The sequence below is a fragment of the Mycolicibacterium arabiense genome (assembly GCF_010731815.2).
GTDB classification, from domain to species: domain Bacteria; phylum Actinomycetota; class Actinomycetes; order Mycobacteriales; family Mycobacteriaceae; genus Mycobacterium; species Mycobacterium arabiense.
In genome coordinates, this window is the sequence record NZ_AP022593.1 from 371,799 (window position 1) to 384,400 (window position 12,602).

Here is a 12,602-nt window from a genome sequence, read left to right on the forward strand (position 1 = left end):
GGGTGAGCCGGGGAGCAGGCGACGGCGTGGGGGCTGGATCGTCTGCGACTATCCGAGCCTCGGCCCTGCCACGCCCGGCGGGCACGGTCCCGGCAGGAACAGACCCCAGCACCATCCCGGCGGAAGGGGCGGCGGAGGGGCGAACCCCATGCCCGGTGGTGGTCCGGGCGGGTTCGGTCCGTCCCACACGTTCTGCGCGACATTGCCCTGCCCGTGGTACACGAGCCAGTACTCATGGCAGATTCCCTCATCCCAGCGCACCGGGTTGTACTTCTTGTTTCCGGTTTCCACCGGCGGATCACCTGGGCACCAGCTGAAGGGGCCGTCCGGCGGGGTGCCTGCCTCAACCGTACCGACGGACAAACCCAGACCGGCCACGGCCAAACTAGCGGACATCAGTGCCCCGGCGACGATCCGCCTTCGGTTGTTGAGTGGTCATGGTGTGCTCCCCTGTCTCGCGCCGCTCGAGTGGCGTCGTCGAGACGAGTTCACCGGGGCGTTGGCGCTACCGATCCCAAACTCTTGCCGGCTGCCGGCGTCTCTTGGCTGGCCCATGACGCCAACAGGGCCAGCTTGTCGGCGGTCGGCCCTCCCGCAGTAGCCGTGTACACGTTCATCTGCAGTCCAGGTTCGGTGGGCAGATCCATGGACTCGAAGTTCAAGTCGAGCCGACCCACCACCGGGTGGTTCACGTGCTTGCTCCCATATCCGTGCACCCGCACGTCGCGCGACGCCCACTGCTGCCGGAACGACGCACTGCCCGCTGATAGTTCACCCACCAGGGCGAGCAGTTCCTCGTCGTGAGGATTACGGCCCACTTCCATGCGCAACATCGCGGCCGCATTCCGCGCCGCCTGGTCGTAGTCGACGAAGAACGCCTTCGCCTCGCTGGGATGCAAGTACACGAATCGCGCTGTGTTCGCGGGCCGTCGCGGGTCGGCCAGCACCGGTGAATACAGCGCGCGACACAGGTGATTCATGGCAAGCACGTCGTGGCGCCCATTGCGGATCAGCGCCGGCGCACCGGTGATTGCGTCGAGGACCTCTTGTAGCGCGGGACGCGCTGTCGTGGGAGGTTCGTCGTGCGGTCGACCACCGGGCGCCCCGGACTGGCGTGCGAGATGCACGAGGTGATCGCGCTCCGCTTCGTTGAGCTGCAAGGCCGTGGCCAAGGCGTCGAGTACGCCCTGCGAGGTGCCGGCAAGGTTGCCGCGCTCGATCCGTACGTAGTACTCGACCGATACGCCAGCGAGCAGCGCTACCTCCTCGCGACGCAGACCCTCGACGCGACGCCGACCGCCGTAGGCGGGCAGGCCAGCCGTCTCAGGGGCGATGCGGGCGCGACGCGACCTCAGAAACTCTCGGATCTCGGTGCGCAGGTCAAGCGTGGCGGCCATCCACCCACCGTAGGCCTGCACCGCCGGCGAAGGGAGGTTCCGCCAATACCCTGAAGTCTCCGGATCACGCGGTCGTGGCGATCCCTCCATCGACGGGGATGATGGTGCCCGTCAGGTAAGCGCCTGCGCGGCTGGCAAGGAACACGGCGACACCCGCCATGTCGTCGTCGCGGCCGATCCGACGCAGCGGAGCCGAGGCCGCGATCGCATCGCCGAACTCGTCGAGAGTCGACGCCATCATCGTCGACGGAAACGGCCCCGGCGCGACGGCGTTCACCGTGATGTGTTGCGGACCAAGCTCTTTTGCGAGCACTCGGGTGAGCTGGTGCAGCGCCGCCTTGCTGCTGGAATACGAGTAGTTGGGCCGCGCCGGGATGTGTATCGCCGCGATGCTGCCGATGTTGATGATCCGCGCGGGGTCGTCGGCGACACCAGCAGTGCGAAGTGCCGGCAGCAGCGCCTGCACCAGCCAGAACGGCGACTTCAGGTTGAGATCGACGACCGTGTCCCAAGCCGCGTCCGGGAACGTCTCCAACGGCTCGTCCCACATCGCGCCCGCATTGTTGACCAGGATGTCGAGGCTCCCGGAATCCGCGGTGACGAGGTCGGCGAGACGCTCACACTCGTCGTGGCGGGACAGATCGGCGGGGATGGCCCAGACGTCGCCGTACTCGGACAGCTGTTCTTGCGCCTGAGCGCACGCTTCGGCGTTGCGCGAGCTGATGGCCACGCGGGCGCCCGCCTGAAGGAGCCCGCGCGCGATCATCATCCCGATGCCCCTGGTGCCACCGGTGACCAGGCCGCGCTTACCAGTCAGGTCGAAAAGTTCTGTTTGCGTTGCGAATTGGCCGTCCACCATGTGCCGCCTTTCTCGTTGGCCGGACAGAGCAGGGCAAGCTCGGATGCTTCTCCCTCGTTCAGTCGAAACCCTTCACAGGAAGTTAGGCGCTTTTTCAGACGCCAAGGAGATCCCCGCAGTAGGGGTACTGCCAGACTCCCCCTCGTCCGGGCGAGTGGCCGATGCCGTTGCCACCTTCGGGTGACGCCCAGGGTTGCGATGTCGCATAGCGGGAACCCCCCAAGGACCGGCGCCGTCAATCGACGAGTCAGCCGAGCGAACTTCGCGCCCGCGGCGCGAGAACCCGATGGAAAAGAGCCGAAACATGACAACCGCAGACGCACGCGGACAGTCCGAAGCCACGACGACCGACGCGAACGCCGACTTGGAGGTCGATCACGCGGCCTTGGACGAGCCCCGCGGCCAATGGCAGGCCGCCGAAGAGGAGGCCACCCGGGCTGAGAACCAGCTGTCGCTCGTGCTGGAACGTCTGGAAGACAATGCCGCACGGCGCACCGCCGACGAGGCTGCGCTGCAAGCCGCCATCGATCAGCAGGCCGAACTCAAGCGTGCGATCAAGGCTTCGGCGGAGCAGCGGGAAACGCTGCGCAAGGCGCGCAGCAAGGCCCAACGCGAGGCAGAAGAGGCGCGCAAGCGGAGCCAGGCCGCTGAGGCTAGGTACGACGAGGCCCTACTCGCTGAGGTGCTGGCCGCGCAGAAGGCGAAGGATCTGTCTGCGTCCACTGACGGGACCCCGGCAGTCGAAGATGAAGCCGATGCCGTGTCGACACCCATCGAACCGTCCACCGCACAGGCGACGGCCGCAGCCGTAACGGCTCGCAACGCGGGCGTCTAGCTTCCAGAAGGGCCAGGTCGAGCACCATCGACCTGGGTCTGAGTTGGCCTTCCGCACTATCTGAGGGCGGTTCGGGTCGGCACGAAGCGGGCACACGTCACCGTTGACACATTCCTGCGGGACGAGCCCCGCGGAACGATCCAAGGAGGACCCACCATGTCGATGCCCAGCGATGCAGCAGACGCAGTCGAGTCCAAGGGTGCCAACGAGGGCCCGCGCGACCACGAACACACCGACACCGAGCACGCACCCTACGTCGATGACGACAACGTTCCCCACCCCGGTGATGCCAACGAAAGTCGTTGACCGCTGGGGCCGCGAATCTCGCTCTGCGCGGACTGATCTCCCCGATGACAGCGCGCCGCGACTTTCGGCGACGAACTCACCACTCGTGTGCAAGGGTCGGTTGCCGCACCGATGCCATGGAGGAAGATGAGCCCCGCCGAGTTCGACTTCGTCATCGTGGGAGCGGGCAGCGCGGGCTGCCTGCTCGCCAACCGGCTCAGCGCCAACCCCGACCACCGGGTGCTGTTGATCGAGGCCGGCGGCAAGGACGACTGGTTCTGGATCAAGGTGCCGGTGGGCTACCTGTACACGATCGCCAACCCGCGCACCGACTGGTGTTTCGCGACCGAACCCGACCCGGGACTGGCCGGCCGCAGCATCCACTACGCGCGTGGCCGGGTCATCGGTGGCAGTTCGTCCATCAACGCGATGATCCACATGCGCGGGCAGGCATCCGATTACGAAGCCTGGGCTCGGGCCACCGGTGACGAGCGGTGGCTGTGGGGCGGCACCGACGGGTCCGCTGGCGAGACCCTGACGATCTACAAGGAATTGGAGGACTACTTCGGCGGCGCCGACGACTGGCACGGCGCCGGCGGTGAGATCGCGGTCGAGCGGCCACGCGTGCGCTGGAAGGTCTTGGACGCCTGGCAGGCCGCTGCTGCCGAACTGGGCATCGAGCCGATCGAGGAATTCAATCGCGGAAGCAACGACGGCAGTGCGTACTTCCACGTCAACCAGCGGCGCGGCCGCCGCTGGTCGATGGCGGATTCCTTCCTGCATCCCATCGCCCATCGACCGAATCTCACCATCTACACCCACACCCAGGCCCTGCACCTGCTGATGGACGACCAGGTCCACGAAGGTCAGCGGGACGGCGCCTGGACCGAGGCTCAGCACCGCGCCACCGGGGTGCGGCTGCGCAAAGACGGCCAGATCATCGACGTCCAGGCCCGCCGGGAGGTGATCCTGAGCGCCGGAGCGATTGGCTCGCCGCAGCTCATGCAGGCCTCGGGTCTCGGACCGGCCGGGCTGCTCACCCAGCATCAGGTGCCGGTAGCCGTCGATCTGCCGGGAGTGGGTGAGAATCTCCAGGACCACCTGCAGCTACGAACGGTCTACCGGGTGCGGGGCGCTCGGACCGTCAACACGCTCTATCGAAACTGGATCACCCGTGCCGGCATGGGACTCCAATACCTGTTGCTTCGGTCAGGACCCCTGACCATGCCGCCCTCCACGCTGGGGGCCTTCGCCAGGAGCGATCCCGCGTTGGCGAGTCCCAACTTGGAGTGGCATGTGCAGCCGTTGTCATTGGCCAAGTTCGGAGAGCCCCTGCATCCCTTCGGAGCGATCACTCCCTCGGTGTGCAATCTGCGCCCCACCTCACGAGGTCACGTGCGCATTGCTGGGGCAGACCCGCTGACCTCACCGAAGATCTCCTGCAACTACCTGTCCACCGACGCCGATCGTGAGATCGCCGTGCGGGGCTTGAGGATGACCCGACGGATCATGGCGGCGCAGCCGCTGGCCCGGTACCGCCCGGAAGAGGTGTTGCCGGGCCCACGACTAGAGAGCGACGACGACCTCGAGCAGGCGGCCCGGGAGCTGGGAACGACCATCTTCCATCCAGTGGGCACCTGTGCGATGGGGGCCTTCGATTCACACGGTCGGCCACGGTCGGCCGCAACGGTGCTCGACACCGATTGTCGCGTGTACCGCGTCGCCGGCCTCCGCGTGGTCGACGCGTCGGCGATGCCCACCATCACTTCGGGAAACACCAACGCACCGGTCATGCTGATCGCAGAACGCGCTGCGCGGGCAATCCTGAACTGAGCGCGAGCATCTAGTCGATGCGGAATAAACACCGCATTAGGTGAACTTGGCTCAAGGGTCGCCCTTCCCCGACTCAGGAGCATCCATGACCCGTCCCGTCCGCGTCGCCGTGCAGATCCAGCCCGGCGGCACGCCCGATTACCGCACTTGGCGCGATGCCGTCCTGGCCGCCGACGACCTCGGCGTCGACGTGATCTTCGGCTACGACCACTTCCACCGTCCGGCGATGAAGGAAATCGTCGACGGCAAGCCGGTCATGTTCGACGAGCAGCCCGACGTCGCCAATTTCGAGGGGTGGACCGCGCTCGCGTCGTGGGGCGAGATCACCTCACACGCCGAGATCGGTCTCCTCGTCACCGGCGTCGGCTACCGCAATGCGGACTTGCTCGCCGACATGGCGCGCACCGTCGACCACATCAGCGGCGGACGGCTCATCCTCGGCCTGGGCGCGGGATGGTACGAAAAGGACTACACCACCTACGGTTACGACTTCGGCACCTTCGGCTCCCGCTTCGACCTGTTCGACGAGAGCCTGATCCGCATCGAGAAGAGGCTCGCTGCACTGATCCCGCCGCCGGTGCGCAAGCTCCCGATCCTCATCGGCGGCACCGGTCCCAAGCGCTCACTGCCCGCCGTTGCCCGGCACGCCGACATCTGGCACGCGTTCACCGACCTCGACGCCTTCCGCAGGTCCAGCGACCGCGTCGACGAGTTGGCAGCGTCCTTCGGCCGCGACGGCGCCGACATCGAACGCTCCACCCTGTGGGAGAACGCCGACAGCGCCGATGAGTTCCGCCAGGCTGGAGTCACGTTGTTCCAGACCGAACTCACCCCCGACGACGGTTACGACCTGTCGTCTCTCAAAGAGGTGCTCACCTGGCGGGACAACGGATAGGTCACTCCCCCGATGAGAGGCCTCGGGTCAGGACGAGACCTCCGCGGCGAGCCGGGATAGCGTGTCGTCCAGTTGATCCTTGGTCACCAGCGGGAACGACACCTTCTCGAGGATCTTCTTGTCCGTGACCTTCGACCAGTCGTAGGTGTGGCGGACCAAAGTCTGATCAGGTCCCTGAGACTCGAACTCCCACAGCCATTCCCACCCCGGAGGATCCGTGCCCTCGGGCGCGGTCTTCCAGGCCAGCAGCTTGTCCTTCGCATAACCGGACACGTGGTTGTCGGTCTTGTACTCCCCGCCCATGTGGTCGCCCTGCATGTTCATCGTGAAGACCTCGCCGACCGCCTGGATCCGGTCAGCGTGATCGACGCTGCGGACGAAGCCCGAGCCGTCGAGCGCTGGATGGCGCTCGGGATTGGAGATGACGTCGAAGACGTCGGCCACGGACGCATCGATGGTTCGTTCAACGGTGACCTTCGCGTTTTCGCTCATCCCCCCACACTGCCGAAACTCAGCCGTGACGGCAACGTTGCGCGGAGATCGAGGTCTTCCCGTCGCTCCTCCATCGCCCGACGGCGGTCATTTCTTGGCCAGATTCGCCGAGAACGACACCGTGACGTCGTCAGCCACCCGCAGCGATCCCATCATCAACGAATACGGTTTGACGCCGAACTCGGACTGGCGGACGACGGAGTCACTCGTCAGGCGCCACGTGTCGCCGAGGTCCGTCACCTGAAGGTCGATCGCGCGCGGGTGAGTCTTGCCGTGGATGGCGAGCGAACCCGCCAGTCGGTAACCGCCGTCGGTCGCCACGATCTCGTCGCTCCGGTAGCCGATCGTGGGATGACGCTTTACATCGAGCGCACGCAACGCATTCGATCGCACCAGCGCCTTCTCCGCTCCCGAGAGCGACTTCACTCCCCCGTCACCACGCAGGACTGACAGTGAGGCTGACTGGACGGTCAGAATCACGGCACCGGGACGTCCGTCGACCCAGGACACCTCGGCGATCCACACGTCCATGACCAGCGTCAAGTCGTGACCCAGTCGCGCCGCCGGGCCCTCGGCCTTGGTGCCCACTCGCAACTCACCCATGGAGGGGTCGAGCGTCCGCGACGAGGTATCCATTGCGCCGACTGTATAGCCGGGGCCTCCGCGCCCTCCTGCAGCTAGGTCGCAGCGGCCGAGGGATTGCCGGCAACGAGTCCGGCCAGCGTCGACGTCACCTCGTCGACGAATCTGTGCAGACCGGCTTCTCCGTGGTCAGCCGCCAGCCATCGCCGATAAGCGATCCGAAACAGCTGGATCCCCACGTCGGCCGCGAGTTCGGCGACGTGTGCCGCGACACCGCGTTGCTCCAGTGCGCGACGGAACTCGTCGGCCATCTGCTGCTGCTTGATGAGTTCGCGCTCGAGCAGATCTGGGTTCGCGTCGATCATGGCGCCCCGTTGACGTTGGACGTCCCGTGATCCCAGGCTCTCCCAGTCGAATCCGGCCAAGGCGCCCATCACCGTCTGCAGCGGCTCCGCGACCGTCGTCGCTTGCAGGATTCGCTCGACGAGCGCCGCGCGGAGCGACTCGGCGTCCGCGAACACCAATGCTTGCTTGTCGGAGAAGTACCTGAAGAAAGTGCGAGTGGTTACGCGCGCTCGGTTCGCGATCTCGACGGCGGTCGTGTTCGCGAACCCCTGCTCGTCGAACAGTTCCATTGCGGCCTGCTTCAGGCGGTCTTCGCTGCCGTGCTCCCACCGAGGCATGGCCCAACGCTACTAAACGCCATGACACGTCGTGACAACACCGGACGGAATTCCGGTCCATCGAGTGCGACGATTGACGGATGTCTTCAATGACCCACGGGTTGGACTCGTCGACGAGACATTTCTGGCGGGTGGTCGGCCGGCCCGTCGACATCGAGGACGAACACCGTTGGCTCGACTCTCCCTACACCGCCCGGGGCGGGAGCGGAGATGACTGGCTTCGCGAGTTCGAGCGCAACGGGCAGGTACGACGACCTGACGCCTGCGACGGGCTCGTAGAGTCGATGACCGATCTAGACGGTCCCGAGTTCACCGCAGGACGGTTGGACCCCCGCATCCGGGATTTCTACGAGCACACGGCCGCCTGGCGAATGGAAGTGTGGTCGCAATGGAATGCGCTGTTCGCGCCCGCAGGCGAACTGATTGCGCGGGTCTGGGGCAGACGCGTGCAACAGTTAGCGCTGCCGGTTGAGCCGTTGTCGGTCAGCCGCGGGATGTCGAGCGTCGTGCGGGTCGTCGAACATGACGGCATCCGCGCCGGCGCCGCATGGATTCGCAATCTGCGAGGAGACGGATCACGGGTGTACAGCGGCTACTACCGACTGGGCACACTACCGGGAATCCCGCAACCGCACGTTCACGTCTGCTTTCCGTTGGAAGACGGCAGTATTCAGGTGTACTTGGCTCCTCGAAACGATGCCGACGGGTCGCTTTGGCTCGAGTCGCGGTCTCGCGCATTCGGCCGCGACGGCGCTTATGCCGTAGTGCGTTTCGGGGATCAGTGGTACGCATCGTCCATTCCCCTGCGGGAGACGTTCCACGTCTTCGCAGACGATGAAGGTGTCCTCCGCACCGACCACTCGTTGCGGATCGGCCGATGGCAGGCGCTGCGACTTCATTACCGGCTCGACAGGGCCTGACGGCTCACCAGGCTGCTAGTCCCTCGGAATCGCAACGGTTGCCACCAGAAAATCGCTGCGCTCGAACATCTCTGGCGTGCACGCGACTCCAGTGATGCGCTCGGCGAGCGCGAATCCCGCTGCGCTGAGGTCGACGTCATTGATGTCCTCCGGCTCGGCATCGACCAGGATGCCCACGCCGCCGATGTGTTAGGCGAGTGCGTCGGGATCCGACCCGTACCGTTCCGTTGGAAACATCGGGTCGAAGTCCACCAGCAACCGCCCGTCATGCCACCACTGGAACCGGTGCACTGCGTTGACATTGCCGAAGTGCGACACGACCGTCCGGCCGGAGGAGACCGGCCCGATTTATGCCTCGGTGACGCCTGCGTAGCCGTTGATCTCGGCGACGAGAACCCAGCCGTGCCCGATGTCCGCTATGCCGATCTTCGCCGTGAACGGGTCGTAATCCTCGGGCCAGTCCTCGACGACACGCTCGTAGAGTGCGTCGATCCCCTGGACCCGAGCGACCGCGTGCGCACGTAGAGAATCGACGACGTCTTCGACGGTGGCGTCGCTGACGAGGGTCACGCAGTGGGCCTCAGCCCAGGACGGACGCCATTGCCTCCACCACGAATAATCCTCGGCTGTCACGGACAACGCCGGCTCCCCTTCCATGCACGCGCCGCTTCGGTTCTGTCATGCGCACCGCTCGAGCCATCGACCGATTCCTCGAACCAATCCTAGGTGTGCCGCACGAGTAGCTCGTCGAACCTCGGGAATGCCGAGCTGATGTCACGGAGCGACATCAGTGATATGTTGATGTCACGCCGCGACAACAAAGAGAAACGAGGGCACCCATGACAGCGAACGACGAGTCACGACCGCGAGTGCTAATCGGACGAGCTGGGGCGTCCCCGGCGTACTGGTATCGCGGCGCGCTGTGGAACGTCTTGATGTCCGCCGACGAAACCCGGGGCGAATTCACGCTTCTCGAGCAGATCGTCCCCGCAGGAGCCGGCCCGCCGGCGCACGTCCACGAGCGGCAAGCAGAGGGCTTCTACGTCCTGTCTGGCGAACTGGAGTTGGTCGTCGGGCCCGGCGACGAGGTCGTGCGGGTGGGACCGGGATCGTCGGTCTGGGTTCCGAAGTCGACCAGACATTCGTTTCGGGTCGTGTCCGACGAGGACGCTCGACTGCTCAACTTCTATGCGCCAGGTGGATTCGACGATCACCTGCCGTTCTATGGCATCGCAGCGACGGCGCAAACACTGCCGCCGGCCGAACTCGGAGTGTCCGTGTTGGACCGCGAGCGCATGGCCACCTCGCAGGAAACTCGCGCCGCCTATCTGCAACGGCTCGCGGACCTTGCCGAGGGAACCTGGGACTTCTCGATCGCCGACCCCACCGCGCCCTCCCCCGACTGACTACGCGTAGCCGACCCACCCCCGGAAGTTGAACGCTACGAAGAACTCCGTGACGTCGGTGAAGCCAGCCTGCTCCAAGATGGTTCGGTCCTGCTCGGGCGTCAGGACGGGAACGTCGAGTTCGATTGCCTTGCGCGCTTTCTCGGTGATGTCGGAATCCATGCCGGTCGCGACGAGGTACGCCAGGTGCCGGTCTATCCAGGTCCGGCGTTCGGCGTCGTCGCGGTGGGAGATGCTCAGGTGCATCGCGACGAAGGGAGCCCCGGGGCTCAACCGGCGCCGCACCTCGGTGACGGTCCGCAGCCGCTCCTCGGGTGGGAGGAAGTGCAGCGTCAACAGGCTAGTCGCTGCGTCGAAGGGGCCGAGCGGTGCGTCGTCGACGTATCCGTTGTGCATCGTCACCCGTGACGCGTCGAGTCCCAGGGTCTGCACCGCCAGATCCAGCATGGCCGTGGACGGGTCGACGGCATCGAAGGTCCATCCGGGACGGAACCCCGCCAACGCCTTGGTCTCCAGTCCCCCGCCGGCACCCAGTACCAGAATCCTGGCGTCGGCAGGGGCGTTCTCGTCGACGAGGACGCCGACCAGTCGGTGAATGTCGGTCAGGGCGGGCACCATCTGCCCGGCGCGCTCGGCGTACATGGCGACGTGGGCTGGATCGTCGAAGGGGTTCGCTGGTGTGGTCACACGATGATGGTGGACGCCGTGGCCAAGCCTCGGCAAGGCAACTTGCCGTATGGGCAAATTGCTATCTGGTGCCATCTCTAACCCTTTCGGCGGATGTTTCTGGGCTCCCACAGGCGTTCTCGGGGGAGACAGCATGTCCCATCGCCTTCGGTTGAGGCGCTCACCAGGAGAAGACACACATGACTCTGATCGATACGTCAGCCGCCGGAACGCGGGCCCTCGATGAACTGGTGCCCTCGCGCTACGCGGTGAAGGTCGGTGACATCGACGTGTTGGTGATCAGCGACGGCGTGCTGCCGATCACCGCCGTCACCATGGCCACCAACGCCGCGCCGGAGGATTTGTCGGCCTGGCTCGAGGACATGTACCTGCCACCGGAGATCACCGACTGGCCACTGAACGTCGCGGTCGTGCGAAGTGGCGGGAAGACCATCCTCGTCGACTCCGGGCTGGGGACGGAGTTTCCGGACTTCCCGCGGGCGGGGCAGTTGGCCGCGAGGCTCGTCGCTGCCGGGATCGACCCTGCCGCCGTGACCGACGTCGTGCTGACCCACCTACACATGGACCACATCGGCGGCTTGCTCGTCGACGGGCTGCGGAACCGGCTGCGGCCGGACCTGCGGGTCCACCTGGCGTCCGCCGAGGCGGAATTTTGGACGCAGCCCGACTTCTCCCGCACCGTCATGCCCGCGCCGATCCCGGACGTCCTGCGCCGGACCGCCACACGGTTCCTCGACGTGTACCGCAGCCAACTGCGGCCCTTCGAGACGGAGTACGAGGTCGCACCCGGCGTGCTGCTGCGCCGCACCGGCGGCCACACCCCCGGCCACAGCATCGTGCGCCTCGAATCCCGGGGTGAGGCACTGACGTTCGCTGGTGACGCGGTTTTTCAGCCCGGGTTCGACAATCCCGAGTGGCAGAACGGTTTCGAGCACGACCCCGAGGAATCGGCCCGCGTGCGCATCCGGCTCCTGGGTGAATTGGCAGCCAGCGGCGAAGCGCTGGTCGCCACTCACCTGCCGTTCCCGTCCGTCTGCCACGTCGCCGCCGCAGGCAACGGCTTCCGGATGGTTCCGGCCACCTGGGATTACTGATCAGGCCGTCGTGCCAAACTCATCCACATGGTCGAGAAGAGCATCTGGATGCAGCAGGTCGCGGCCGATCCCGGGCATTCGCACTGGTACGTCGAACGATTCCGTGCCAAGGCCCGCGCCGGTGAAGACCTCACCGGCGAGGCCCGCCTCGTCGACGCGATGGCTCCCCGTGGCGCCCGCATCCTCGACGCCGGGTGCGGCCCCGGCCGACTGGGCGGGTATCTCGCGAAGGTCGGCCATCACGTGGTCGGGGTCGACGTCGATCCCGTACTGATCGACGCGGCCAAGCAGGACTACCCCGGCCCGGACTGGCTGGTCGGAGACCTCGCCGAACTCGACCTGCCCGCGCGCGGCGTCACGGAGCGTTTCGACGTCATTGTCTCAGCAGGCAACGTCGTCACGTTCCTGGCCCCGAGCACCCGGGTCCAGGTGCTGGCTCGACTACGTGCTCACCTCGCCGTCGATGGCCGCGTCGTGATCGGCTTCGGAGCCAACCGCGATTACGAGTTCACCGAATTCCTGGCCGACGCAACCGAAGCCGGCTTCGTTCCGGACCTGCTGCTGTCCACGTGGGACGCGCGGCCGTTCACGGACGACTCCGACTTCATGGTCGCCGTCCTGCGGCCGTCGTAGC

General features: G+C 66.0%; 15 protein-coding genes and 1 pseudogene. 8 read left to right on the forward strand and 8 right to left on the reverse strand.

All coding sequences use genetic code 11. The features are described from left to right. Positions 1-48: 48 nt before the first annotated feature. The 3 genes from G6N61_RS03360 to G6N61_RS03370 all read right to left on the reverse strand — a co-directional run bounded on the left by G6N61_RS03360 (position 49) and on the right by G6N61_RS03370 (position 2,256). Complete coding sequence (locus G6N61_RS03360) at positions 49-291, reverse strand: hypothetical protein (protein ID WP_163917248.1); 243 nt, start codon at positions 289-291, stop codon at positions 49-51. A 197-nt stretch (positions 292-488) separates the two neighbouring features. After that, on the reverse strand, positions 489-1,397 hold the full coding sequence (locus G6N61_RS03365; protein ID WP_163917249.1) for a helix-turn-helix transcriptional regulator: 909 nt from the start codon (positions 1,395-1,397) through the stop codon (positions 489-491). 64 nt (positions 1,398-1,461) lie between these two features. After that, positions 1,462-2,256, reverse strand: coding sequence for an SDR family oxidoreductase (locus tag G6N61_RS03370; protein ID WP_163917250.1), 795 nt, complete (start codon positions 2,254-2,256; stop codon positions 1,462-1,464). Positions 2,257-2,560: 304 nt separating this feature from the next. On the opposite strand from G6N61_RS03370, the gene G6N61_RS03375 reads away from it, so the two are divergent. The 4 genes from G6N61_RS03375 to G6N61_RS03390 all read left to right on the forward strand — a co-directional run bounded on the left by G6N61_RS03375 (position 2,561) and on the right by G6N61_RS03390 (position 6,104). After that, the gene (locus G6N61_RS03375) at positions 2,561-3,091 is read left to right on the forward strand and encodes a hypothetical protein (RefSeq protein ID WP_220101432.1); all 531 of its coding nucleotides are present in this window, start codon (positions 2,561-2,563) and stop codon (positions 3,089-3,091) included. Positions 3,092-3,247: 156 nt separating this feature from the next. Then, positions 3,248-3,397, forward strand: a complete 150-nt coding sequence (locus G6N61_RS03380) for a hypothetical protein (RefSeq protein WP_170314451.1) — start codon at positions 3,248-3,250, stop codon at positions 3,395-3,397. A gap of 126 nt (positions 3,398-3,523) precedes the next feature. After that, a complete protein-coding gene (locus G6N61_RS03385) occupies positions 3,524-5,209 on the forward strand; it encodes a GMC family oxidoreductase (RefSeq protein WP_163917252.1) in 1,686 nt (561 codons plus the stop codon). Positions 5,210-5,294: 85 nt separating this feature from the next. Beyond that, the gene (locus G6N61_RS03390) at positions 5,295-6,104 is read left to right on the forward strand and encodes an LLM class F420-dependent oxidoreductase (RefSeq protein WP_163917253.1); all 810 of its coding nucleotides are present in this window, start codon (positions 5,295-5,297) and stop codon (positions 6,102-6,104) included. A gap of 27 nt (positions 6,105-6,131) precedes the next feature. Here the strand turns inward: G6N61_RS03390 and G6N61_RS03395 are convergent, their stop codons facing one another. From G6N61_RS03395 to G6N61_RS03405, 3 genes are all read right to left on the reverse strand, one after another. Beyond that, positions 6,132-6,596, reverse strand: a complete 465-nt coding sequence (locus G6N61_RS03395) for an SRPBCC family protein (RefSeq protein WP_163917254.1) — start codon at positions 6,594-6,596, stop codon at positions 6,132-6,134. A gap of 87 nt (positions 6,597-6,683) precedes the next feature. Beyond that, positions 6,684-7,232: a YceI family protein gene (locus G6N61_RS03400; RefSeq protein WP_163917255.1), complete on the reverse strand. Its 549-nt coding sequence runs from the start codon at positions 7,230-7,232 to the stop codon at positions 6,684-6,686. A 41-nt stretch (positions 7,233-7,273) separates the two neighbouring features. Further along, positions 7,274-7,861, reverse strand: a complete 588-nt coding sequence (locus G6N61_RS03405) for a TetR/AcrR family transcriptional regulator (RefSeq protein WP_163917256.1) — start codon at positions 7,859-7,861, stop codon at positions 7,274-7,276. Positions 7,862-7,992: 131 nt separating this feature from the next. Between G6N61_RS03405 and G6N61_RS03410 the strand changes: the two genes are divergently transcribed. Then, positions 7,993-8,781 carry a hypothetical protein gene (locus tag G6N61_RS03410; RefSeq protein ID WP_235887389.1) on the forward strand — a complete coding sequence of 263 codons (789 nt, stop codon included), beginning with the start codon at positions 7,993-7,995 and terminating at the stop codon, positions 8,779-8,781. 15 nt (positions 8,782-8,796) lie between these two features. Here the strand turns inward: G6N61_RS03410 and G6N61_RS30750 are convergent. Further along, positions 8,797-9,438: pseudogene (locus G6N61_RS30750) on the reverse strand (DUF6461 domain-containing protein). A gap of 182 nt (positions 9,439-9,620) precedes the next feature. Here G6N61_RS30750 and G6N61_RS03425 point away from each other — a divergent pair. Further along, positions 9,621-10,187: a cupin domain-containing protein gene (locus G6N61_RS03425; RefSeq protein ID WP_163917260.1), complete on the forward strand. Its 567-nt coding sequence runs from the start codon at positions 9,621-9,623 to the stop codon at positions 10,185-10,187. On the opposite strand, the gene G6N61_RS03430 is transcribed toward G6N61_RS03425, so the two are convergent. After that, positions 10,188-10,874, reverse strand: coding sequence for a class I SAM-dependent methyltransferase (locus tag G6N61_RS03430; RefSeq protein WP_235887390.1), 687 nt, complete (start codon positions 10,872-10,874; stop codon positions 10,188-10,190). It lies immediately after the preceding gene. A gap of 179 nt (positions 10,875-11,053) precedes the next feature. Between G6N61_RS03430 and G6N61_RS03435 the strand changes: the two genes are divergently transcribed. Beyond that, positions 11,054-11,968 (forward strand): MBL fold metallo-hydrolase, encoded by a 915-nt coding sequence (locus tag G6N61_RS03435; RefSeq protein WP_163917262.1) that lies wholly within the window; start codon positions 11,054-11,056, stop codon positions 11,966-11,968. Positions 11,969-11,995: 27 nt separating this feature from the next. Then, positions 11,996-12,601 (forward strand): class I SAM-dependent methyltransferase, encoded by a 606-nt coding sequence (locus G6N61_RS03440; RefSeq protein ID WP_163917263.1) that lies wholly within the window; start codon positions 11,996-11,998, stop codon positions 12,599-12,601. The last annotated feature ends 1 nt before the right edge of the window (position 12,602 follow it).

Bases quoted from the DNA above. Each gene is read 5' to 3' on its own strand.
- G6N61_RS03395 (WP_163917254.1), bottom strand. From the start codon at position 6,596: ATGAGCGAAAACGCGAAGGTCACCGTTGAACGAACCATCGATGCGTCC.
- G6N61_RS03425 (WP_163917260.1), top strand. From the start codon at position 9,621: ATGACAGCGAACGACGAGTCACGACCGCGAGTGCTAATCGGACGAGCT.
- G6N61_RS03440 (WP_163917263.1), top strand. From the start codon at position 11,996: ATGGTCGAGAAGAGCATCTGGATGCAGCAGGTCGCGGCCGATCCCGGG.
- G6N61_RS03380 (WP_170314451.1), top strand. From the start codon at position 3,248: ATGTCGATGCCCAGCGATGCAGCAGACGCAGTCGAGTCCAAGGGTGCC.
- G6N61_RS03370 (WP_163917250.1), bottom strand. From the start codon at position 2,256: ATGGTGGACGGCCAATTCGCAACGCAAACAGAACTTTTCGACCTGACT.
- G6N61_RS03365 (WP_163917249.1), bottom strand. From the start codon at position 1,397: ATGGCCGCCACGCTTGACCTGCGCACCGAGATCCGAGAGTTTCTGAGG.
- G6N61_RS03435 (WP_163917262.1), top strand. From the start codon at position 11,054: ATGACTCTGATCGATACGTCAGCCGCCGGAACGCGGGCCCTCGATGAA.
- G6N61_RS03400 (WP_163917255.1), bottom strand. From the start codon at position 7,232: ATGGATACCTCGTCGCGGACGCTCGACCCCTCCATGGGTGAGTTGCGA.
- G6N61_RS03385 (WP_163917252.1), top strand. From the start codon at position 3,524: ATGAGCCCCGCCGAGTTCGACTTCGTCATCGTGGGAGCGGGCAGCGCG.
- G6N61_RS03405 (WP_163917256.1), bottom strand. From the start codon at position 7,861: ATGCCTCGGTGGGAGCACGGCAGCGAAGACCGCCTGAAGCAGGCCGCA.
- G6N61_RS03390 (WP_163917253.1), top strand. From the start codon at position 5,295: ATGACCCGTCCCGTCCGCGTCGCCGTGCAGATCCAGCCCGGCGGCACG.
- G6N61_RS03375 (WP_220101432.1), top strand. From the start codon at position 2,561: ATGACAACCGCAGACGCACGCGGACAGTCCGAAGCCACGACGACCGAC.